Annotated in this window: 20 protein-coding genes and 1 pseudogene; 13 read left to right on the top strand and 8 right to left on the bottom strand. The window is 42.1% G+C overall.

The window, feature by feature from the left end:
• Positions 1 to 108 precede the first annotated feature (108 nt).
• Positions 109 to 2,361: a TonB-dependent receptor gene (locus AC5SLP_RS03550; protein WP_495253747.1), complete on the bottom strand. Its 2,253-nt coding sequence runs from the start codon at positions 2,359 to 2,361 to the stop codon at positions 109 to 111.
• Between the two features lie 507 nt (positions 2,362 to 2,868).
• Here AC5SLP_RS03550 and AC5SLP_RS03545 point away from each other — a divergent pair.
• The 6 genes from AC5SLP_RS03545 (at position 2,869) to AC5SLP_RS03520 (ending at position 8,440) form a co-directional block, all read left to right on the top strand.
• Positions 2,869 to 3,693 (top strand): SCO family protein, encoded by an 825-nt coding sequence (locus tag AC5SLP_RS03545; RefSeq protein ID WP_495253746.1) that lies wholly within the window; start codon positions 2,869 to 2,871, stop codon positions 3,691 to 3,693.
• Positions 3,686 to 5,332, top strand: a complete 1,647-nt coding sequence (locus AC5SLP_RS03540) for a cytochrome c oxidase subunit I (RefSeq protein WP_495253745.1) — start codon at positions 3,686 to 3,688, stop codon at positions 5,330 to 5,332. The genes AC5SLP_RS03545 and AC5SLP_RS03540 overlap by 8 nt, the downstream gene beginning before the upstream one ends.
• Before the next feature lie 116 nt (positions 5,333 to 5,448).
• A complete protein-coding gene (locus tag AC5SLP_RS03535) occupies positions 5,449 to 5,979 on the top strand; it encodes a cytochrome c oxidase subunit 3 (protein ID WP_495253744.1) in 531 nt (176 codons plus the stop codon).
• A gap of 1 nt (position 5,980) precedes the next feature.
• On the top strand, positions 5,981 to 6,253 hold the full coding sequence (locus tag AC5SLP_RS03530; protein ID WP_495253743.1) for a cytochrome C oxidase subunit IV family protein: 273 nt from the start codon (positions 5,981 to 5,983) through the stop codon (positions 6,251 to 6,253).
• Positions 6,254 to 6,263: 10 nt separating this feature from the next.
• Complete coding sequence (gene coxB, locus AC5SLP_RS03525) at positions 6,264 to 7,595, top strand: cytochrome c oxidase subunit II (RefSeq protein WP_495253742.1); 1,332 nt, start codon at positions 6,264 to 6,266, stop codon at positions 7,593 to 7,595.
• The gene (locus AC5SLP_RS03520) at positions 7,592 to 8,440 is read left to right on the top strand and encodes a protoheme IX farnesyltransferase (RefSeq protein WP_495253741.1); all 849 of its coding nucleotides are present in this window, start codon (positions 7,592 to 7,594) and stop codon (positions 8,438 to 8,440) included. Before coxB ends, AC5SLP_RS03520 begins: the two co-directional genes overlap by 4 nt.
• Before the next feature lie 117 nt (positions 8,441 to 8,557).
• Here AC5SLP_RS03520 and AC5SLP_RS03515 read toward each other — a convergent pair whose 3' ends face one another.
• Positions 8,558 to 9,913 (bottom strand): OprD family outer membrane porin, encoded by a 1,356-nt coding sequence (locus AC5SLP_RS03515; RefSeq protein WP_495253740.1) that lies wholly within the window; start codon positions 9,911 to 9,913, stop codon positions 8,558 to 8,560.
• A gap of 333 nt (positions 9,914 to 10,246) precedes the next feature.
• Between AC5SLP_RS03515 and AC5SLP_RS03510 the strand changes: the two genes are divergently transcribed.
• Positions 10,247 to 11,179 (top strand): hypothetical protein, encoded by a 933-nt coding sequence (locus AC5SLP_RS03510; RefSeq protein ID WP_495253739.1) that lies wholly within the window; start codon positions 10,247 to 10,249, stop codon positions 11,177 to 11,179.
• Between the two features lie 107 nt (positions 11,180 to 11,286).
• On the opposite strand, the gene AC5SLP_RS03505 is transcribed toward AC5SLP_RS03510, so the two are convergent.
• Both AC5SLP_RS03505 and AC5SLP_RS03500 read right to left on the bottom strand, forming a co-directional pair.
• Complete coding sequence (locus AC5SLP_RS03505; RefSeq protein ID WP_495253738.1) at positions 11,287 to 12,267, bottom strand: TIGR00341 family protein; 981 nt, start codon at positions 12,265 to 12,267, stop codon at positions 11,287 to 11,289.
• Positions 12,268 to 12,317: 50 nt separating this feature from the next.
• Positions 12,318 to 13,454 (bottom strand): nicotinate phosphoribosyltransferase, encoded by a 1,137-nt coding sequence (locus tag AC5SLP_RS03500; RefSeq protein WP_495253737.1) that lies wholly within the window; start codon positions 13,452 to 13,454, stop codon positions 12,318 to 12,320.
• A 206-nt stretch (positions 13,455 to 13,660) separates the two neighbouring features.
• Here AC5SLP_RS03500 and AC5SLP_RS03495 point away from each other — a divergent pair.
• The 4 genes and pseudogenes from AC5SLP_RS03495 to AC5SLP_RS03480 all read left to right on the top strand — a co-directional run.
• Positions 13,661 to 13,861 (top strand): annotated as a pseudogene (locus AC5SLP_RS03495) (4Fe-4S dicluster domain-containing protein); the annotation flags it as partial.
• A 200-nt stretch (positions 13,862 to 14,061) separates the two neighbouring features.
• Entirely contained in the window at positions 14,062 to 14,964 is a 903-nt protein-coding gene (locus AC5SLP_RS03490) for a 1,4-dihydroxy-2-naphthoate polyprenyltransferase (protein WP_495253736.1), read from the top strand.
• Between the two features lie 144 nt (positions 14,965 to 15,108).
• A complete protein-coding gene (locus tag AC5SLP_RS03485; RefSeq protein ID WP_495253735.1) occupies positions 15,109 to 15,858 on the top strand; it encodes a tetratricopeptide repeat protein in 750 nt (249 codons plus the stop codon).
• Between the two features lie 162 nt (positions 15,859 to 16,020).
• The gene (locus AC5SLP_RS03480; RefSeq protein ID WP_495253734.1) at positions 16,021 to 16,881 is read left to right on the top strand and encodes a DMT family transporter; all 861 of its coding nucleotides are present in this window, start codon (positions 16,021 to 16,023) and stop codon (positions 16,879 to 16,881) included.
• Positions 16,882 to 16,904: 23 nt separating this feature from the next.
• Here the strand turns inward: AC5SLP_RS03480 and AC5SLP_RS03475 are convergent, their stop codons facing one another.
• From AC5SLP_RS03475 to AC5SLP_RS03460, 4 genes are read right to left on the bottom strand one after another with little or no spacing between them, the layout of a single operon-like run.
• Entirely contained in the window at positions 16,905 to 17,516 is a 612-nt protein-coding gene (locus tag AC5SLP_RS03475; RefSeq protein ID WP_495253733.1) for a TVP38/TMEM64 family protein, read from the bottom strand.
• Between the two features lie 34 nt (positions 17,517 to 17,550).
• Entirely contained in the window at positions 17,551 to 18,666 is a 1,116-nt protein-coding gene (locus AC5SLP_RS03470; RefSeq protein ID WP_495253732.1) for a (Fe-S)-binding protein, read from the bottom strand.
• Complete coding sequence (locus tag AC5SLP_RS03465; protein WP_495253731.1) at positions 18,656 to 19,327, bottom strand: TVP38/TMEM64 family protein; 672 nt, start codon at positions 19,325 to 19,327, stop codon at positions 18,656 to 18,658. Before AC5SLP_RS03465 ends, AC5SLP_RS03470 begins: the two co-directional genes overlap by 11 nt.
• On the bottom strand, positions 19,327 to 19,773 hold the full coding sequence (locus AC5SLP_RS03460) for a rhodanese-like domain-containing protein (RefSeq protein WP_495253730.1): 447 nt from the start codon (positions 19,771 to 19,773) through the stop codon (positions 19,327 to 19,329). The genes AC5SLP_RS03465 and AC5SLP_RS03460 overlap by 1 nt, the downstream gene beginning before the upstream one ends.
• Before the next feature lie 213 nt (positions 19,774 to 19,986).
• On the opposite strand from AC5SLP_RS03460, the gene AC5SLP_RS03455 reads away from it, so the two are divergent.
• Both AC5SLP_RS03455 and AC5SLP_RS03450 read left to right on the top strand, forming a co-directional pair.
• Positions 19,987 to 21,075: a phosphotransferase gene (locus AC5SLP_RS03455; RefSeq protein ID WP_495253729.1), complete on the top strand. Its 1,089-nt coding sequence runs from the start codon at positions 19,987 to 19,989 to the stop codon at positions 21,073 to 21,075.
• Positions 21,057 to 22,346 (top strand): TIGR04283 family arsenosugar biosynthesis glycosyltransferase, encoded by a 1,290-nt coding sequence (locus tag AC5SLP_RS03450; protein ID WP_495253728.1) that lies wholly within the window; start codon positions 21,057 to 21,059, stop codon positions 22,344 to 22,346. Before AC5SLP_RS03455 ends, AC5SLP_RS03450 begins: the two co-directional genes overlap by 19 nt.
• Positions 22,347 to 22,382 lie beyond the last annotated feature (36 nt).

Genomic DNA, 22,382 nt, shown 5'->3' with positions numbered 1-22,382 from the left:
TGTAAAAAGAACGGGTGCATTTTTAAGAGACGGCATGGATGTCTTAAGCAGAGCATTCAGGCTTTGCCCATACGCAAAATATGGGCAAAAGGCCTGAAAAAGTGCTGATTAAAATTTTATATTGAGTGTCAAGTAAGCACCAAACGGCATGCCTGACAAATAGGTCGGTTGCGTGGTATCGGCGGCTAGCGCGTTATCCGGGGTTATGATAGATGCAATATAGTGTTTATCGAATAGATTCACAAAACTTAACTGCACATTACCCTCCTTAACACCCTGAATCTTTGGCAATTTATAATCGACATTAAAATCCACTGTCGTAAACGAAGGAATCTCTTGCGTATGCTCCACATTGCCGTATCGACTGCCGGTATAACGAACAATCGGCGTGAATTTCCAATTTCCTATTTTATACGTCATAGACCCTTTAAGCCCTCGCATCGGAGCATCGGGGACTTGATTGTTTTTTGTCGCTGCTGTTGCTGTGGCACTGGTCAAAAAGTCCTCGGTATAATAGTAGCGGTTGTAAAAAGCACTGGCAAGAAAATCGACAGACTCAGTGATCGCACCGCTAATGGCAAACTCAGCACCGTAACTTTCAGCATCAAGGTTGTTGGTAGGGTATTTTATGCCATATTGTGTGTCATAAACAGTCGCTTGTTTGCCGGAGACTTTGGTATAAAAAAGATTGGGCGCTAGTACGATGCTTCCCAGTTTATATTTCAAACCGATGTCGTAATTATCGGAAATCTCTAACTGTTGTTTATCCCATAATTGTTGGAGTGTAACACCTTTGCTCACATACGTGGCTCGATTGGAAAGGTACGTTGGGAAGAGATTGACATCGTAGCCGTAACTTCGACCATAATCAAAATAGATTTCCGTATTAGGCGTTAATTTATACCCTAAATAGGCACTGGGTAACCATTCAGTAAAAGTTTTAGAAGCGACACTTGACCATGGGTCTAGCGCAACTTGACTGAGTGCGGTATCGTAATCGGAACTGATGGAAGCATTATTGGCTCCAAAACTATGGCTGTTAATGCCTGCGAGTTTAAAGTCAAGGTATCGTATGCCAAAGGCGTAACTAAAATCTTGAATATCACCGCTAAATTGGATGAAAGGTGAGCTAAATTTGTGCGTTGCCTCTTCGGCTAACATATTCCAACCATTGTACGTTAATTGCCCCGTATTGCTGATTGTGTACATTCTGCGGCTCGTTGGAGGTCCTGGTAAATCTTGCTCCCCGTACCAATAGCCGATTTTCATTGCCATTTCTTCAATAATGGGTATCTCATACGCTAATACTGCGCCATACCTGTCATGGTCAATGAGCCACTGGGTCACAGGCGATGTGGTTGGACTAGCAGGCATATTGGTAAACCAATACTCTCCCTTGTCCTTTGAATAGTACGGTTTAAAGCTCAAAACGGAGTCATTCGCGAATCGGTATTCAAAATTAGCCGTGACAACATCATCGGTAAACGATTGCTTATTCCAGTCATAATAATTAGCATTTTTCGTTGTCGGATACGCCGTATTCCAATCTTTGTTGTAATAAGTGTCAAGGTCTTTGGCTTCGCTGTACGAAAGTCCATAATAATTGTGATGGTCGTCTTCACTGTGTGCGTAGAAGAGTTCGCTTTTAAAATTATCGTTCGGTTTGTAGGTCACGCCCAACATCACATTGGTGCGATCCAAATCACCTTCGCCTTTCCATTTATCGCCACTGGTTTTAGAAACCGAACCAAACGCAGCGATATCACCCATCTGCCCCGTATCAAAACGTAAAAACGTTCTGAGGGCATGGTCTGAACCCACCGTTTGCGCCACCGTTGTTTCCATCTCTTTTTTAGGTCGTTCAACAATCATATCTACTTTTCCAATCAGATTGGAAAAACCGAGACTTTTATCTGCGGGCATATAGCCTTTATAAAGATCAATCCATGAGATGTTTTCCAAATCAAACATGGTTTTTCCACCGCCCGGGTTGCCGCTGATGGGGAGTGATTCTAACATATAAACACCACCCGGTCCTGACTGATTTTTGCCCCTGATACGCAAAGGGTCATGAAACGATGTCTCATTGGAACCAAAAACCTCTGCAGGTTGATAATCGACTGAAGGCGACATGCCGACGACTTTAAGAGCCGACATACCGATAGGTCCGCTATAAAGATCAATGGCGTCTTTATTGTATCCTTGCGAATTGATATTTTCTTTACCACCCGTTTCAAACGCTGTGGCACTCCCTGTTTTCCCCGTTGCAACGACCTCTTCTAACTGATAAGCATCCTGCCCGTACACATTGCATAATGCAATAAAACTAAACGCAAATGCGCTTTTTCCTTTTACATCCATTCTTTCCCCTCTTTAGAAATGTAGTATTTTTTTATATATAACGATATGTTTTATTGATTAACTTTTGGGAATTCAAGCATCATTCAGTCTTGTCGATGCATTCATTGTATAAATTTTTATATAATGAATGCATTATAATGATTATAACTTAAAGTTTAAATAATCAATGAGACATTCATGCACTTTAAAAAATAAAAACTGAAATATAATGTCAAATTTACCAATACTTCAAGTCACTGTTTTTCACTCAATCAATCTATTTTTTATAGAAATTTTAATTGACATGTGAACGAATTTATTCAATATTTTTAGATATACCATAAACGTTTTGGATGAAAAAAAACACTGAAAAAAAACTTAATTTAAACAAAACAAATAACGTAAATGTAACTCAAATATGAAAGATTGATTTTTAAATTCTTAAGTTAGGATGCAGCGTAGAATATAAATAATCGTTATAGAGGATTGGTGTAATGTGATGTTTCTTCAATAAAGGAGATTTCAACTATGTCGATGTTTTCACCCAAAAAAACGAGTCTGCTTTCATTTTTTTTAGGTCAGTTTTTTATTCTCATACTGTTTTGTTCTGCTTTAGGTGCCAATGAAACATTGGGCGAAGAAGAACATTTAGGCGGCTATGTACCTTTAGATATTCCGTTTTTAGATGAAACGGGCAAACAGGTGACACTGGGGCAACTGATGGATGGAAAACCCGCCATACTGACGTTAAATTACTACGTATGTCCCGCTTTATGTACCCTGCAACTCCAAGACCTTGCCAAAAATCTAGAAAAAGTTAAACTCACTGAAAATAAAGACTATAAGGTCATTACCTTAAGTTTTGATCCTATCGAAACGCCCAAAGACGCCGCGCATAAAAAATCCGAGCTAACCGCTGCGATGACACAACGTTTCGACACCAGTGCATGGTCATTTCTCACAGGAACAGAAGCGAATATTAATCAGATAACGCAAAGCGTAGGCTTTCATTACGAAAAACAGGTTGGGCATCATGGTATGTTGGAGTACATCCATCCTGCTGTGCTAATTGCGCTCTCTCCTGAAGGAAAAATCACGCGTTATCTTAATGGTATCAAGCAACTTCCTTTTGATATTCAGATGGCGATGATGGAAGCATCGCAAGGAACGGTAAGACCCACTATCGCCAAAACACTGCTGTTTTGTTTTGCGTTTGATGCCAAGAGCAAGACGTATGTCTGGGCAACGGAAAAAATAGTCGCTTCGGTTCTATCGCTTATCTTGGTCGGCTTTTTTCTTTATTTAGTTTTAACGGGAAGGAAAAAGAACTCATCGGAGGGAAACGATGCCTAGTTTTTATCATGAGACACACACCATTTTTGGGAAGCATGACAGCAAATTATTGCAGTGGATATTCACCATAGATCATAAACGCATCTCTATTTTGTACTTGGGTGTATTGTTCACCCTATTTTTTTGTGCGGTAGGGGCGGCGCTAACCATGCGGGCAGAACTCTTTTTCCCCGGGCAACAGTTGATTCAACCCCAAACATATAACCAGCTTTTTACCTTCCACGGTGTGACGATGATCTTTTTGTTTATCGTTCCAGGCATTGCCGCGGGACTGGGAAATTTTATATTACCCTTGATGCTAGGAGCCAGAGACCTTTCGTTTCCGCGGTTAAATCTCTTGTCGTGGTGGCTCTACATCTTAGGCGTTGTTGTAGCCTTCTCCTCTTTGGTCACGGGCAATGGCTTTGCCGATACAGGGTGGACATTTTACGCTCCTTATAGTATCCGAACCGATTCTCATGTGCTCTCGACACTGATTGCCGCATTCATTTTGGGGCTCTCTTCCATTTTGACGGGACTTAACTTTATTGTCACGATCCACCGATTACGAGCCCCTGGTATGGATTTTTTCAAGATGCCCCTGTTTGTCTGGGGTTTGTATGCCACTTCGTGGATACAAGTGCTTGCAACACCTGTTATCGGCATTACGCTCGTGCTGGTTATTTTGGAGCGCACATTGGGCGTTGGCATTTTTGACCCGTCCAAGGGTGGTGATCCTATTTTGTTTGAGCATCTTTTTTGGATCTATTCGCACCCAGCGGTTTATCTGATGATTCTGCCAGGGTTTGGCATCATTTCAGAAGTGCTGCCCGTGTTTACAAGACGTACCATTTTTGGCTACCGCTCGATTGCCATCTCATCTGCTTCGATTGCAGGCATCGGTTATTTGGTGTGGGGACACCATATGTTTACCTCAGGCATCAGCGATTTAGCACGTGTTATCTTCTCTTTTTTGACCTTTTTGGTAGCTATTCCCACAGGTGTAAAGATATTTGACTGGATCGCCACGCTGTATAAAGGATCAATTGTTCTTACAACACCTATGCTGTGGATTCTTGGAAGTATCATCAACTTTACCGTTGGCGGTCTGACAGGGCTCACACTGGGCGCTTTGGGTGCGGACATCCATCTTCATGACACCTACTTCGTTGTGGCGCATTTTCACTATACCATTTTGGGTGGTGTGGTGTTTATGTTCATTGGTGGCATGCATTACTGGTACCCCAAAATCACGGGAAAAATGTATGATGAAGTGAAAGGGCGCATTGCGTTTGGGTTGATGTTTGTTGGCTTTAACCTGCTGTGGTTTCCGATGTTTATCGCAGGCTTTCTTGGCAACCCTAGGCGCTATTTTGATTATTTACCGACGTTTACCATCTACCATCAACTCTCTGGTATCGGAGCATTATTAGTGGCTTCGGGGCTTTTGTTGGTTCTTTACACGTTTTACAAAGGGCTCAAAGAGGGCAAAGAAGCGGGGCCAAATCCTTGGAGAGGAACGACATTGGAGTGGCATATTCCCTCACCTCCTCCTTTAGAGAACTTTTCTAAAATTCCTTACGTGGATTTTGACCCGTACGAATACGAGAACGGTGAACCACTGGTTCAGTTCGACGAAAATTTTAGAAGGATACGCTAATGGAACAGGAAATGGCTTATGACAGGCAGGGCAAATCCTATCCCGTAGCAGATTTCAAGGATGATTACACGGGAGACAAGCTTGGTTTCTGGGTTTTTTTGCTCACGGAAGGCATGATGTTTGGCGTGCTTTTTTTACTCTATGGCATCTACTTCTACCGACATACAGACATGTTTGCTGCCTCCTCCGCAGATTTAAACCTTTGGTTGGGTGGAACCAATACGATATTACTCTTGCTTAGCACCTACACGATGGGGGTTGCTACGCTGAACATGCGTCAGGGAAACGTTAAACGCTCTGCTACGTTGGTGGGTTTGACAATGCTCATCGCCATCGTCTTTTTAGGCATCAAAGCGTCTGAATGGGGTGTCGATATTCGCCACGGAATCTATCCAGGATCGGCAGTGCTTGATGCTAAAGACAAAGGGGAGATACTTTTTTTCGGGCTCTATTTTGTCATGACAGGACTTCACGGGCTACATGTCATCATCGGCATAGCACTGATGAGCTGGGTATTGCTACTGATGCGCGCAGGCAGTATCAAGCCTGAGCATACCATCGTGATGAAAAATGTCACGCTGTACTGGGACTTTGTCCATCTCGTGTGGATCGTTCTATTTCCACTGCTTTATATGATAGGAGTTTAAGATGAGGTACACGCTTGCTCTTTATACGAAAGTATTGATAGGCCTTCTGTTACTGACACTGGTCACGTTCTTGCAACCTGTGGTACATCATCTAAGCCCAGGGAGTACCGCAGGAGTGCAGCTAGGCATCAGTGTTATAAAGATAGGACTTGTCAGTGCCTTTTACATGCATCTACGCAGTGAAAACACCTATTTAAAAGGCTATATCGTGATGGCGTTGATCATCCTGCTTATCTTTTTTGTGATCGTCGGTATCGACGTGGCCTATTCGTAAAGGAGTCCTGATGCTAGAAGGATTTAATAAACATGCTTCTACCTTCGCCGATGATGTCGATCAGGCGTTTTGGATTTCAACAGGCATTTCGGTGGCTATGTTTGTGCTCGTTGTGGGACTTATGGTCTTTTTCATTTTCCGTTACCATCACAGCAAAGTTAAGCAAAATGAGATCAAAAACATCACCCATTATCTGCCTTTAGAGATTGCGTGGACGGTTATTCCTACAATCTTGCTGTTCATCATTTTCTATTACGGCTATAGCTCGTTTAGGGAATTACGAACAATGCCTGAAAATGCTTTTACGGTCGATGTACTGGGGAAACGGTGGTCGTGGACCTTTACTTACCCTAATGGCAAGCGAACGACAGAACTTTATGTTCCCATAGGCGAAAACATTCGACTGCGCTTAGAAGCACCAAGCGGCGACGTTTTGCACAGTTTTTTCGTTCCAGCGTTTCGTGTTAAAGAAGATGTCGTACCAGGCAAGGTTACGCATTTGTGGTTTAACGCAACCGCAGTAGGCAATTACGACATCGAATGTGCAGAATATTGTGGTGTCGGACATTCGATGATGCTGACAAAATTGGAAGTTATGGACAAACCAGCTTTTGATGCATGGTACGCCAGTGGAAAACTTAGCCCTCATGACACGGAAGAACCCAAAGGAAAAGGCGAAGAACTCTATAAGACACTTGGATGTGTTTCCTGCCATAGTTTAGATGGCACCAATGGCGTAGGTCCTTCGTTTAAAGGCTTGCATGGGGCTAAAATCAAAGTACTGACAGAAGGAAAACTCCGCGAAGTGATTGCCGATGATGAGTATCTTCGCACCTCCATTCGCACGCCTGATAAAGATGTCGTTCAAGGATTTCAAAGCGGAATTATGCCAAATCTTTCAGACCAAATCGACAAAGACCAGATGGAATCTCTCATAGAGTTTATCAAACAGCAAAACGATACCACACCTACTGCGGCGCATGAAGAGCTCAAGCCTGCCGCCGAAGAACCTGTCAAAACAGAACCACAAGCGGTTGCTCCAAGTAAGCCAGATGGTGCGACCTTATTTAAAACCAAAAGCTGTGTCGCCTGCCATAGCCTTGATGGAACGAAAAAGATAGGTCCAAGTTTTAAAGGTATCTACGGAAGTGTCCGAAAAGTCCTCACCGATGGAAAAGAGCGAGAAGTGAAGGCGGATGAAGCGTATTTGCACAGATCGATTCACGACCCCAATGCCGATGTGGTGGAAGGATTTCCTCCTAATATCATGCCACCGTTTGGGAAGATGCTCACGCAAGATGAGATAGATGCGCTTGTCAATTATATTAAAGAGCTACAATGATTCGCCTATTTTTAGAGGTCACCAAATTTCGCCTCTCAGCAGCCGTAACACTCTCAGCAGTCCTTACGTTTATACTGGTGAGGGGTGAGAATGTCATGCAGATGGCATGGTCTATCCTTGCGGTCTTGCTCCTTGCGTTAGGCGTTTCCGCACTCAATCAATACCAAGAAAGAGAGAGTGATGCGAAAATGGCACGCACTAAACGACGCCCCATTCCTTCGGGTCGCATCACGCCTTTGCAGGTTTTGGCGCTTTCGATGGCGCTGATACTCATAGCAATGTTTTTAATCCACAATGAACTGGGAAATTCAGGGCTGATTCTTTTTCTTTTCGTGCCGTTGTGGTATAACGGTCTTTATACCTATCTTAAGCCCTATTCCGCTTTTACCGTCGTTCCAGGAGGACTTTTAGGCGTTATTCCCCCTGCAATTGGGTGGTTGGCAGCGGGGCGCAGTCTGGCAGAGCCTGAATTTCTCGCCCTTGGAATGCTTTTCTTTGTCTGGCAAGTGCCCCATTTTTGGCTGTTGATGGCAAAGCATGATGAAGACTACCGAAGAGGAGGCTTTCCGACGGCTATTGAAGTCTTTGGAGAGGAAGGATTTCGCCCTGTGCTTTTTGTGTGGTGGACGTTTACGATTCTTTGCGGTATTTTTGCGATGTTGATTTTTGGTGTCCACAACCAAGCGGTCATCGCACTCTTAATAGCCTTGGATTTAGTGGCATTCTTTTTTGGAACAAGCATTCTAGCGCATCCACTTACACCAAGTCTGGCAGGTGCGCTTTTTCATAAAATCAATTTCTTTTTGTTAGCAACCGTTATACTCCTTAGCATTGATGGAGGATAAATGGTTATTGCGTAGGCTGACGTAAAAGGGAGTTTTGAATTATAAATTTATACTTGAAAGATGCCAATCCAGTGGAAAAAGAACCACCAGATTGGCAAAAATAAAAGCATGTACAAATTAGAATTTGTAATTTGCTCTAAATCGCATCTCGTTTGAATTTTTAGTAGAAGCGGCTTCTACTTTACCATCTTCATACTCTAAAGAGAGTGTCAAACCTTTAATAGTTGGAAGATCATATGCAATTTGTCCTTCAAAAAAAGTCGATTTTGTATCAACAGCTACACCATTTAAAACAACTGTTGTAACCTTATCTTGATCGATTTTGACATATTGACCTAAGACTTTAAGCCCTGCAACACCCACAGTTGAGAAGTCATAGCCAACCTCAACTTTGTATGCATCCGTACCTGCACCTGAAGTTGCTTCAGCACCTTTGATCAGCGGAGCAGTATAAGTTGTAGGACCATTTCCTGCACCAAGAAGAACTGACTGGTCACTTGATACCGTACTATAGGCAAAAGATGCGTTAAATCCTGCTAGCTCTTTAAACCCAACACGCCCTTGGTACATATCACCTTCGGCATGGAAGCTATCAAATGTATCATTTGATGTTCTAGACCCTCGGTACGTTGCACCAAGGAGTAATTTCATATTGCTTAAAGGCAATACATAGCTACCTTCTGCATAATAAACCGTTGCATCACCACCATTAGTTCCTTCAACATCGTTCACAAATAAATATTGTCCTGTTAATGTTAAGTTTGTGATAGAGGTGTTAATCACAGCTGCTGTATAAGCGCCATCAAATCCAAAAACATTTGAAGCACCTGTAGGTGAACCTAATGATCCTCTAGAAGTACCAGCCCCATAAAATACTGCTTCTTTTTTAAAGCTAGGCATTCCGGAATCTTCACCTGCTATAGTTCTGTCATAATCAGATGTTCTACTTTGGAATTTGTCAGAATAACCCGCAACCAATGTCGTATTTGGGAGGTCAGTGTTGATAAGAACAGCTGCTTGAAACGCTTCTTTAATCATACGTGAACCTGAACTTGCGACCAATGGACTTGAGATAAATTGGCGACCAATTTTAGCCGTTGTTTTACCAATAGTGTAGGTGACATACGCTTCTGAAAGCACGGCACCTGAACCGTACATATCTGTACCGTAAAGATTTTTTGCATTGTCATCAGCAAACGGTGCATAGTTTGATTGCATCGTTAAACCTAGGCTTAAACCATACAAAGAATCTGTAACATACCCTAACATCACGCCTGTAGAAAAAATATCTGCATTCCCTTTTGCCAATGTATTTGTATTTTGATCACCCGTATCTCTGTCAAAATACCACGCCCGTAATTCACCCGTTACTTTTCCGTTCTTAAAAGCATCAGCAAGTGTATCTGCTGCGAATGAGCTAGACGCAAGTCCAGCAACAACTATAGCCACCAAGCTAAGTTTGGCTAATTTCATATTCCCTCCTTAAAAGATATGAGACTTCTATCATGACCTAACGTAATGGATAATACGGGTGATGCAAGAAATCTGCCAAAATCTTATATTAAATATATAGCATGAAAATAGCATGAAAGTTTAAGAAAATATTAAAATAAAAAACGATGTTGATAGATAGGCGATTTCTCTTAAATTTTGATGTTTACATGTAAAATATTTTGTACAAAAATGTTTCAAAATTGCTTGTTTTTATGTAAAACCTGCTCTCTCTTTTAGTTTGCAAATGAGTGGTACTATTAGGCAGATTTCTGATAAAATAGTGCTCATCTAAGATAGACAAGGACGTGACTCATGGAAACAAAAAGTTTAAGCAGTCGATTTTTCGCTTATGTGTTCAACGTGAAAGAGTGGTTCATTTTTCTCAAAAGATTTTTGGCTCTTTTTGTCATAGCCGCGCTCTCACTGGTGCTTTGGTTCTTTCCCCTTAGCCTTTTTGTGGCACCCTTTTACAGCATCACCACCGATACCGTACCAACCATCAAAGAGTACCCAAGCCTAGAAGGTGAGTCTTCAACGATGGCGCTAAGAGATGGGCTTCAAAGCCTACTTGACCAAGGACTTGTGACCAATTTTCTAGGAGTTAGAACGTGGATCGATAACAAATATTACCAACAAGTCGGCGAAATTGAGATGTTTCGCATCGGCATCAATATCCTTGAAAACAACCTTGCGCGCAACAGAGGAACAGGAGGAGCAAACAAATACATCGTTCAAGCACGTTCAGACATTTACTCGGATTTTAGCATTCCCATCTTCACAAGCTATACCACAAGAGTCAAACAGTCCATCTCAAACATTGATTTGTATTTGCAACAATTAAAAGAAGACCAAAAGAAAGAGATGCTCAATAAAAGAGCTGTTTTTATCGTCAATTCGGATAACTTAGCAACAGCACTCGATCAACTCAAGCAACAACTGCAAACCAACCTCATGACGACAACGACTTTTACAACGGACGATGATAAATTCTACCGCATCAAAGGCAATTTGCTCGCTATGTATTACATACTCAAAGGGATTGATTACGATTTCAAAGACAAAATGCTCGACAAAACGTCTTATAATGAAAACTTTGTACCTATCATGGAGCTTTTAAAAGAGGCGATTGCCCAAAATCACCTTGTGATTCTAGAGTCAATGGGACATCTCTCAAAACTAGAAAAAGATGCCAACCTCATCGCTCAAAAATTATCTGAACTTAGAGATAAACTCAGAAACGGCTAATTTAGATAAGACCCCGATGTGGTATCAACCATAGGGGTCTTTCTACTTCAAAACCATTTTTACATGTAAAACTAAAAAACACTCTATTTCAAACACTTAGTACGCCACTAGAGAATGTGCGCCCGTGCATAAATGATGACAATAAGTATTGCCAAAGAGACAATCCATCCGATGATATACAGCGTCATAGAATGTTTGGCTTGCTTCTTTTCCCACCATGTACGAGGGCGAATACCTTTGATAAAAAAAACGATTTTGATGGCTAAATTAACACAAACGATATTCACGCACAAAAGCAGTCCCGCACCAATGGCAAAGCTCAAATTTCCTTGACCCATCATAATACCAAACGTCGCCGCAGGTGGAAGCAAAGCAACTGCAACCATGACGCCCACTAGAACGCTCGAAAGTCCCGTGGTGAGAGAAAGTGCTGCCGCCGCACCCGATGCTAAGGCTAAAATAATCGAATCAAATCCCACTTTCGTCCGTGCAGTCAGTTCAAAACTCATAATATCATGAGGCCAAAAATACCCAATTACCACTGAAATGCTAATCGCCAAGAGAAGTCCAACAAACGTACTAAGGGCTGATTTTCGCATTAACGAAGCATCGCCAAGTGCTGTACCTAACCCAAAGGCAAGGTTTGGTCCAAGCAAGGGTGCTATCACCATCGCTCCGATGACAATCGCCACGCTGTTTTCAATCAGCCCTACCGCACCCACACACGTGGAGAGTAAAACCAACGCGATAAAATCAGCATCCAATCTAGCATTTCTTTCCACACCCACATAAAGACTCTCACGTGCTTCGACAGCTTTTGCCTCTTCTTTGCGCTCCATTTCCGTTGGTTTAGGGAGGCTAATCTCCACAGGCAACACAACGATTTTGGCTAAAGGCTCACTATTGAGGAGTGCTTGCAAAGCATCGAGAACCTCTTGTAGTTTATCATCTCCTACTAGAAGGCGCATCGTTTGGAGTCCATCTTTATTTTTGACACCGAGTCTAAAATCTGTAATTTCAAATTTTTGAGTAATTTCAACGATATTCGTTGCATCCGTACTCTTCGCCACGATTTCAAGGTATTTCATTGTGAACCCTTTATCTCTTGTCTTTACATGTAAAACTAAAAAAGCAAAATTTAGCGATCTTTTTTGAGTAAAAACTCTCGCCCCACTTTTACCATCGGTACACCGCCATAGGCGATGATGTCAGCCGTAGCGCATGTTTCGCTCCATTTGTCGGGCAAAAATGAACCCGTTCCGATAATATCAATAGGCGCTTTAGCATAAGCCATAGAACGACACTTTTGTGGTGTAAAGCCTGAAGACGCGATAATCTGCACTTTTGAAAAGCCTGCATTATCCAAAGTTTCGCGCATGCTCCACACTGCCGCCGCTGATACACCCGTACCAATCAGGTCATGCAATTCCGCTTCGGTGCGATAATCTCGTACGGCGTCTGGCGCATGGCGACCCAAGACCGCATAGCTTTCTTGTGTATCTAACCCTTCTAAGAAACGCCCACCGTGTGTGTCGAGACGTACGGAGATTCTCCCCTCGCGTGCTAACGTAGCATACGCCTGACATACTTCTAGCGTATCGGTAATTTCACGACCAAAATAATCGGCCAAAATGGGGATGTTCTCTTCAGGAAAGCATTCATGAAACATTTCAGCCGCCCTCAATGTTGAACCAGCATACCCAATCAATGCATGCGGTACCGTCCCAAGCCCTTTTTCACGCCCAAAAAAATGTGCCGTTGCATCGGTGGCATTGCCGATAAATCCCACCGCACCTAATGTTTGCTTGGCGGCGTATGAGCCAATGGAAGCGCCATACGCCATCATCTCCGCCATTTCCGTTCCTGCACAGTGGCGTGCGTCCATCGCTAAAAAAGCGACCTTAGGAAGGGTTTGACACATTTCATAGGCGTTATAAGCCGCGACACATGCCGAGCCTAACTTTTGTAAAATGAGTGTTTCTAACTCCGCTAAAAAAGCAAATGAACCGCTAATATACATTAAAGGTTCACCCGCGCCAACCCACGCACCCTCTTCGTGCGTTGTTTCGATGCAAATACTCATACCCCGATGTTTCGCTTGCATTTGCGTCCATTCGATGGCTAAGCGTGTGGCGGAAAGTACGGGACGGCGTAAGAAAAAAGCATATGTGACTTCCGTATCGCCAAAACGTTCGATGATAGTGTGGGTGCGAGAAAAATATTTATCGGTCCATGCCGATACGTCAGCGACGTCAGGCCAGTTACTGCTTTGCATACAGCTCCTTGTGTTTTCATTCTGCTTTTATAGTCTTCTTTTGCTATACAATTGCTTAGGGAAGATTCTACATTTATTCTTTTCACTCTTTTTTTACATGTAATCTAAAAAAAATAACTAATTTTGATAATTTATGTGAAAAGCTATTTTCATGCTACGAATGTATTGTAATATTTTTTCACAAAACCAAAAAGTAAGGATGAGTTATGGCAGTAACAATTACTGATATCTGTATCGCGTGTGGAGCCTGTATCGATGAGTGTCCTGTGGAGGCTATCGTAGATGATAGCGATAACCCAACAGGTGCTGACACCTATTATGTCTATGCTGACAAATGTGTTGAGTGTGTAGGTCATCATGACTCACCCGCATGTATGGAAGCTTGCCCAACCGAAGGCTGTATCGTTCGTGGTGCATAGTAAACACAGAAAAAACGTTTACATGTAAATAAAAAAGGGGAAATGCTACCTCCCCTTTTCTCTCTTTTGACTGCTTTTATTTTCTGCCTCTATTGAAAAATATTTATCAGCGCATGCACTCACGTCATCACCTCATTTTGCTATACTACGGCTTAGAAAACGCAAATATGCTTTTAAAAGGGTAAAAGATGACACACCAAAGCTCATGGATCAAATGGTGGCGGATGACAAGACCCCATACCTTAACCGCTTCGTTTGTTCCCGTCATCTTAGGCACCGCCTTAGCGTTAGAATACACCTACATGGTGCGCTGGAACCTCTTTTGGGCGATGCTGATTGCTTCCATGCTCATTCAAATCGCTACCAATCTTTTCAATGAATATTTTGACTATAAACGTGGACTCGATACCGCTGATTCCGTTGGCATTGGCGGGAGCATCGTACGCGATGGCTTTGAGCCTAAAACCATTTCCAATTTAGCCAAACTTTTATGTCTCATTTCCCTTGGCATCGGGCTTTACATCTGCATGCACAGCAGTTGGTGGGTTGGACTTGCAGGTGTGGGGTGCATGGCGGTGGGGTATTTGTATTCAGGTGGTCCTAAACCTATCGCGTACACGCCGTTTGGTGAGATTGCCTCGGGGCTTTTTATGGGGTTGTTTATTCTTTGGATTGCCTTTTTCATTCAAGCAGACACGCTTACCATGCGCGCGGTGCTCATCTCTCTGCCCATCGGCTTTTTAGTGGGTGCGATCAATATGGCAAACAACATTCGAGACTTAGACAACGACCAAGAAAAAGGACGACGCACCTTGCCCATCGTTTTAGGGTACGAGCAAGCGGTTAAAGTCTTTAGCTACGTCATCGCCGCCGCGTATCTGTGGATGGTCGGTTTAGTTTTAGCACACGTCATCTCGTTTTGGGCACTGCTGGTTTTTTTAAGCCTACCCAAAGCCTTGCGAGCCATCCTCGGCTTTAAAATCAAAAAATCTGCCCTTGAACTAATGCCCGCCATGCAAGCCACCGCACAACTCTCAACCCTCTTTGGACTGCTTTTATTTGTGGGGATTATTTTGGAGCATGTGGTTTAGGGATGGATTAAAGTAGTCTGTCAGCTTTATTTGATATTTTGCTACAATAATTTGTTTAAAATCATTAAAAAATTTTTACATATAAAGAAAGTTAAAAGTTAAACCTTCTCAATTTTATATGCAACGGAAAAGGATATTATAGTCATGGAAGTATTATTACTTAAAGACTATGTTGGTATTGTAATGATACTTTCTGCAATATATATTTTTATAAAATACAAAAAGCTAAAAGAAGGTGCCATTCTCATCATTTTTGGAACAATTTTAATTGGATTATCAAACTTAAAAAATATCAATGTCGCAATTGGTGGAATAAAAGGAATTAGTGCAAACTTTACTATATTGAGAGAAGAAGTAGAAAAAATAAATAGAAATACAGAAAATTTAAATTTAAAATTGCTAAAAGAACAGGTTTCTAGAATAGAAAATTATAGTACTGAATTTGATGAAAAAAAAGCTAGAGAAGAAATAGAGAACCAGTTAAATAATTCACAAACAACTAAAGCTTATCAATGGGAAACAAAATGTGAAAAGCTAGTTAAATATAGCGAAAGCTACCCATTAATTGTTAAAAAATATAAAGAAACCCAAGCACCGATCATAATAGAAACTTGTATTAAAGCAAAGGAGCTAGAACCAAACAATTTAAAATATTCATTTTTATTAGCTATTGCTTACCATAGAAATCAAGAATATTCAATGACAATTCAAATAATTAAAGAGCTGGCTAACAATAATTACCCATTAGCACAAAGAAAACTTGGAATAATGTATTTATTTGGGAATTTAGTCCAAAAAGACATTAAAAAAGCAAAATACTGGTTGATTAAATCTGCTGAAAATGGGGATAAAGCAGCACAAGAAATACTTAATAAAAACTTGATTGGAGAATAAGAAAATATAGGGGTCAGGGCTTTACTTTTAACTTTTTGATCTCTGCCTTGCGTTACATGTAAAACTAAAAATACTCTTTCACTCTTTGTAACTTCTCTTTGTTTACGCTCCATCTAATCCTCTCCATACTATAATAACACCTTCATTTCCACAAGGATAACCATGCGATATTTGATTTTGATGACACTGATTTGGGCGTTTTCGTTTAGTTTTATTGGTGAGTTTTTAGCGGGTCGGGTTGATAGTTATTTTGCGGTGTTGGTGCGTGTGAGCTTGGCTTCGCTGATTTTTTTGCCGATAACAAAGTTTCGAGGGATTGCCTTGGAATTGAAGCTTAAGATCATGCTGATTGGCAGTGTGCAAATTGGGTTTATGTATCTTTTTTTCTACCAATCGTTTTTATTTCTCAGCGTGCCTGAGGTCATTTTATTTACTATTTTTACGCCCATTTATGTGACGTTGTTTTACGATGCGTTGAAGGCTCAGTTTAAGCCTTTGTACCTTGTGAGTGCGGGAGTGGCGGTTTTAGGGGCGTATATCATTCGTTACCATGATGTTAATGCGAACTTTATTACGGGGTTTTTGATGGTGCAAGGGGCGAACATCTGTTTTGCCATCGGGCAAAGTGCGTATAAAAAAGTCATAGAATCCCACCCCAATGTCGCTCAGCGTGATGTCTTTGGCTATTTTCACTTTGGAGCGCTCATCGTGAGTATTGTGGCATTTGCGCTCTTGGCAAACCCTGCAAAACTCTCTCCTACATTCACGCAATGGAGCGTTTTAGTATGGCTCGGTGTTGTGGCTTCGGGGCTTGGGTATTTTCTGTGGAACAAAGGCGCGTGCGAGGTCGATGCGGGAGTGCTTGCCATTATGAACAATGCGCTTGTTCCTGCTGGGTTGGTGATGAACCTTCTCATTTGGGGAACGCCGACCAATTATGGGCTACTTGCTCTTGGAAGTGCGGTTATTGCTTTTTCATTGTGGTTGCATTATCGCTTTATGAAACGCTATCAGGTGCGTTAATTGACACTTTACATGTAAAAGAGTTATTCTTGAATTTCGTAGTTTTGGAGTCGTTTTTTAACGCGATGTTTGAGCAGTAACGAGAGAATAACCAGTGCGACCAAAAGGGCGATGGAGAGCCAAAACTCCCTACTTCCAAAAGCGAGCGATTGCGCACCGATGTTGGCATACACCAAAACACCAGGAAGCATTCCCAAAAGCGTTGCGAAGAAAAAATCACGATACCGAATCGTTGAAAATCCCGCAGAGTAACTGATGATATTAAAAGGCACTAAGGGAACCAACCGCAACAGTAAAATCATGACAAATCCATGCTTTTTAACGCTTTTTTGAAAATTAATCAGCTTTTCGTGAGAGAGTTTTTCATGCATTTTTTTACCATACAGTCGAGCAAGGTAAAACGAAAGTGTTCCACCGCAGAGTGCCCCTATGATGATGTAAACACTTCCCCATGCAAAGCCAAAAATAAGCCCGCCTGAGAGTGCTAAAATGCCATCGGGAAAGAAAATAAGCGGTGCTAAGGTAAAAAGTATAATGAAAATAAGCGGCGCATAGATGCCAAAACCCTGCACAAACTCCTTGATAGCAACCACTTGCTCGTAAGAAATGATGCCGCTTTTATAGAAAAAGAACATCAAAAATCCAAAAGCTAAAAATAGCATTACTTTTTTAATGATTTATCCTTTTCACATCTTTGATGGCATCAATAATGGCACGTGAACGGTAGCGGTTGTACCATTTTTTCAATGTGCCCTGCTCTTTTTGTTGGTTTGGCATAGCAGGATTGAAAATAAAATCCAAAAGATGCAACCCTTTTTTGCCCCCTTTGCTCATCGACTCAGCGCAACTTTGGCAATAACTCACGATGCTTTCGCATTCGGTTTGGTTGGCACGCGTGCGCATTTGCTCATGCGCTAAAGCAGAATTAGTAAGTTCCAACATGCCACCACTGCCACAGCACAATGTTTTTTCACGGTTGGCTTTAAACTCCTCAAAAGGCAATCCAATCGTATGCATCAATGCTCGCACATCTGCATGCAGTTTGTTTTCGTAGCGTGTCGGACAAGGGTCATGCAGTGCGACTTTAGGAGTGTTGGTATAACATCCGACGACCTCTTGGGGCACGCCAATCTCATTCAAAACAGAATAAAGTGAAATGATATTGATATGCGGAGCATGATTTTTGATGCTCATGTAGCAATTTTCACATGCCGTCACCACGGTAGTTGCGCCCATCGCTTCTAGCTCTTTTTCCAATTGTGAATGATACCGCTTAAATTGTTTCTCATCGCCCATCATACGAGTTGGCGTTCCACAGCATTGCTGAATGATGCCAATGCCTGAAAGCTTGGAGCGCAAATAATCAAAAATCGTATAAACCAATTTGGGCGAATACGAAGCAAGAGCGCACCCTGGCATAAACGCCACATGGGTATGCTCTCCTTGTGTAAACTTTTTTGTAGTAGAAAAAAGTTTTGAAAAACTACTCTTTTGATGGAATACAACCGCACCGTATCCGTATTTTTTCAAAACCTTTTTGTCGCTTGCATACTCTTTTTTTGCGTGTTCAAAGACTTCACCAAAATCAATATCTTTCGGACATGCCTGTGCGCATAAACCACACGTTGCACACGAAAAAGAGATCGTAGAGGTTGGTTTTTCCGTGGTGAAATGATGCAAAAGTGTTTTAGGTGAAATCGTAAAGCTGTAGAGCATCGGACAGCCTTTCATACAGCTTTTGCAGTCAATACACGCTTCGTGGAACTGTGCTATTTTAGCGTTCACGATACACCTGCTTGATGAGGTAAACTAAAATAGAAACGGCAAAGAGGATAAACAAGCCAAAAACAAACGTCTTTGCTCCACCGGTGAGCATCTCACCTGCATACGAATAGACCAGTGTGGCGGGCAGTTGTCCTATGCCTGTTGCGATTAGAAACGAGCGAAGGCTCATAGACGTAAGTCCTGCGGCGTAACTCACCACATCAAACGAGATAAATGGCAATAATCGAGCGATGAGAATAGCATAAACTCCATGCTTTTTAAAAAAAGCGTCCACGCTTTCAAGGGCAATTTTACTGGTGAGTTTTTCCACCACATCACGCCCTAAAAACTTAGCGATATAAAAGCACAACAACGCTCCTACCATCGCACTTAACCATGAAAGTGCCGCGCCCCAAACCCAACCAAACAGTGCTGCATTGGCGAAGGTGATAAGAAATGCGGGTAAAGGAGCCACAACGGCTTGAAACACCATCAAGAAAAACGAAATCAGTGGCGCTAACATACCAAATGAAAGGATATACGCTTTAATTTTTTCAATGTCAAGACTTTGAAACAAGTCAATAATGCCACCAAAAAAATGACGTAATTCAGGGCAGACAAAGATGATGGTGAGCGCGATACCGCTTAAAAGCAGTACCGCGATTTTGAAGGGTTTTAGCATTATTTACTAACAGCCAAGACGTCTTTGACTTTATCTCTTGGCCAACCGTATTGACCGTCTTTTAGAGTGAGAAGTTGATCTTTTTTAAGACCTTTGGAAAGGTAAAAATCATAAGCACGATCTGCTCCTCCACCGCCTCTTGGGCACACGATAATCACTTTTTGATCTGGTTTGATTTCCGGTAACAGTGCTTCTAAGCGTGCTCTTTCATCATCGGTTTTTACTGGATAGGCATAAGTAGAAATCGCACCTTTTAGGTGTTCTTCCTCAAAATCTGGCTTTTCTTGAATATCAACTAAAACGATTTTTGAAGGCTCATTTCGAATCAATTTCGCCGTCTCATCCGCCGTAATGTAGTTGTATTTTGGATTTTCTTTCACTTTACCGCCGCAACCAAGCACCAACAATGCGGCAACAGGTAAAACAAACCACTGCATGAATTTCATGGATTTCTCCTTAGGAATTTTTACATGTAAAAGGGGTTGGAAGTATCAAAAGAAGCAGGTTCATGTCTTTTTTGATGTACGCTTAATCCATAAGCCAATTACACGATGTGGCAAAATCATAATCTCTCGTCGCTTACAAAGAGGTTAATAGGGTCAAAGAACATTGACTGTTTTGCTATAATACCCCATTTACAAAGGATGCTTGATACCCACATGACACCAGATGAAATAGTCCACTACATTCGTTCAACTCCCAAGCTCAAGGCTTTTTTTACTTCTGACGCGTTGGTCGTTGAAGAAATTGGCGATGGTAATTTAAATTTTATTTTTCGTATCACGGATGGAAAAGGAAAATCGCTCATCCTCAAATACGCCGCACCTTATCTGAGGCTTTTGGGCAAAGCGTTTTTGTTGCCGCAACAGCGCATTTGCGTTGAGATGCACACATTAAGCTATTTTAAGCGCATTGCTCCCGCGCTCATTCCCACGTTGTATCATTGCGATGAAGCGGCGTTTTGTTTTGCGATGCAAGACCTCATCGGCTATAAACTACTGCAAACGATGCAACTAGAGCAGTTTATTTCCCTAACACTTTACGCAAAACTCGGCTCTTTTTTAGCAACGCTCTACGCCAAATCACCTTCAAACCATGACGCGTCTTACTACGAAAATGCGACGCTGAAACGTATCAGCGAAGAGTACATTTTCATCTTTCCTTACCATGAAAACCACCCTGCTCTTCGCACCCCCGAGTACTTTTCTCCGAGCGCTAAAAGTGCCCTATTTATGGAAAATATCGCTTATTTGCTCCAACACTTTCAAGAAGAAAAAGAGTGTTTGATTCACGGCGATTTGCACACGGGCTCCATTATGGTGAAACACGAAAGTTTGGCGATTATCGACGCGGAATTTTCTCTGTTTGGACCGCTAGGCTTTGACATCGGCACGCTCTTAGCGCACATTCTTTTTGGTGAAATTTACAATGTTTTTGAAAAAAAACCGCTTCACTTTAAGCCCGTCATTCTCGCTCTTTGGCGTGCCTTTGAAAACGATGTCGGCAATACGCCATTGCATATTTTACAACACAGCGTAGGCTATTGCGGAGCGGAACTTTCACGCCGTTTGGTCGTTCCTGCCAAAGCCAAACCGCTTGAAGCGATAAGCGATTTGGACGCTAAAACCAAAGCGTACGCACTGTGCGAAAAACTCAGTATTGAGCTTATCGAATCGTTTTTACATGTAAAAACCATTGAAGCATTTATTATGATTGTGGAGTCTCATCTATGTCCCAAAACGCACTGATTTATTTTATCAAAGAGCCCGTTTTAGGCAAAGTTAAAACGCGTTTGGCAAAAAGCATTGGCGATGAGCTAACGTTAGCGCTTTACGAACATTTCGTGAGGCAACTGCTTCAACACCATCCCAAAAACTGCGATATTTTCATCGCGTACGATGATGTTGGCACTTCGTCTAAACTCCCGACGTATCTGGAAAACCAAACACTTTTTTTACAAGCCAAAGGGGATTTGGGACATAAAATGTACGAAGCTTTTTTGCATGTGTTTAATCTAGGCTACGCCCAGGCCTTGCTCGTAGGCTCTGACATTCCCGAAGTCGATGAAAGCGTTTTGGAAGAGGCATGTGAGCTTTTAAACTCCAGTGATGCCGTGCTTTCTCCTACGCTTGATGGCGGGTATTATCTCATCGGGTTTCATGCGACAAGCCTTAAAAAAGAGGCGTTTGAAGGCATTGTCTATGGAAAAGATGACGTGTTTGAGCGCACCCAAGAGCGCCTCCAACCTTTGCAAGTAGCGCAAGGCAAAAAACTACGAGACATCGATACGCTTGCCGACGTAAAAGCCTATGCCTCACATCTGTTGCCAAAACTGCCGCACATTAGTGTGATTATTCCCGTGTACTATGAAGATGAGACGCTTTTACGCACCATCGAAACCTTACGCCGCAATGCGACGCATGCTGATTTTGAAATCATTATTGTCGATACGTTGGAGAAAACAACCGTAGAAAGACTGCCTTTACAGCACGTTCGCATCGGCTTTTCGCCCAAAGGAAGAGCTTCGCAAATGAATGAAGGCGCACGCATGGCACAAGGCGACATCCTCGTCTTTTTACACGCCGATACGCATCTTCCAAAGGCGTGGGATGCGTTAATCAAAAAAGCTTTACATGTAAAAAAAGCGGGGGCTTTTTCACTCGGAATCGACGATGCGCATTATGCCCTTCGCTTCATCGAAACGATGGCAAATTTTCGCACCAAAACAACTAAAATTCCCTACGGTGACCAAGCCCATTTTTTTACTGCGCCCTTCTTTACGGAACTGGGCGGCTACGCAGAAATTCCGCTTATGGAAGATATTAGGATGATGAAACGCATCAAAAAACGAGGCGAAAAAATCACGCTTTTACACGCCAAAGTTTTAACTTCCGCAAGAAGGTGGCATAAAGAGGGGATTGTTTACACCACCCTTCGCAACCGCATGTTAAGCTTTTTGTATTGGTGCGGTGTTTCGCCCAAACATTTAACCACGCGCTATAAGTCGCACCGAAACTAAATTTTGTATAATTTAACATTTCATTTTAAAGCCTAG

The organism is Sulfurospirillum sp. E15m, from assembly GCF_059415145.1.
This window is presented reverse-complemented; position numbering and strand designations above follow the sequence as displayed.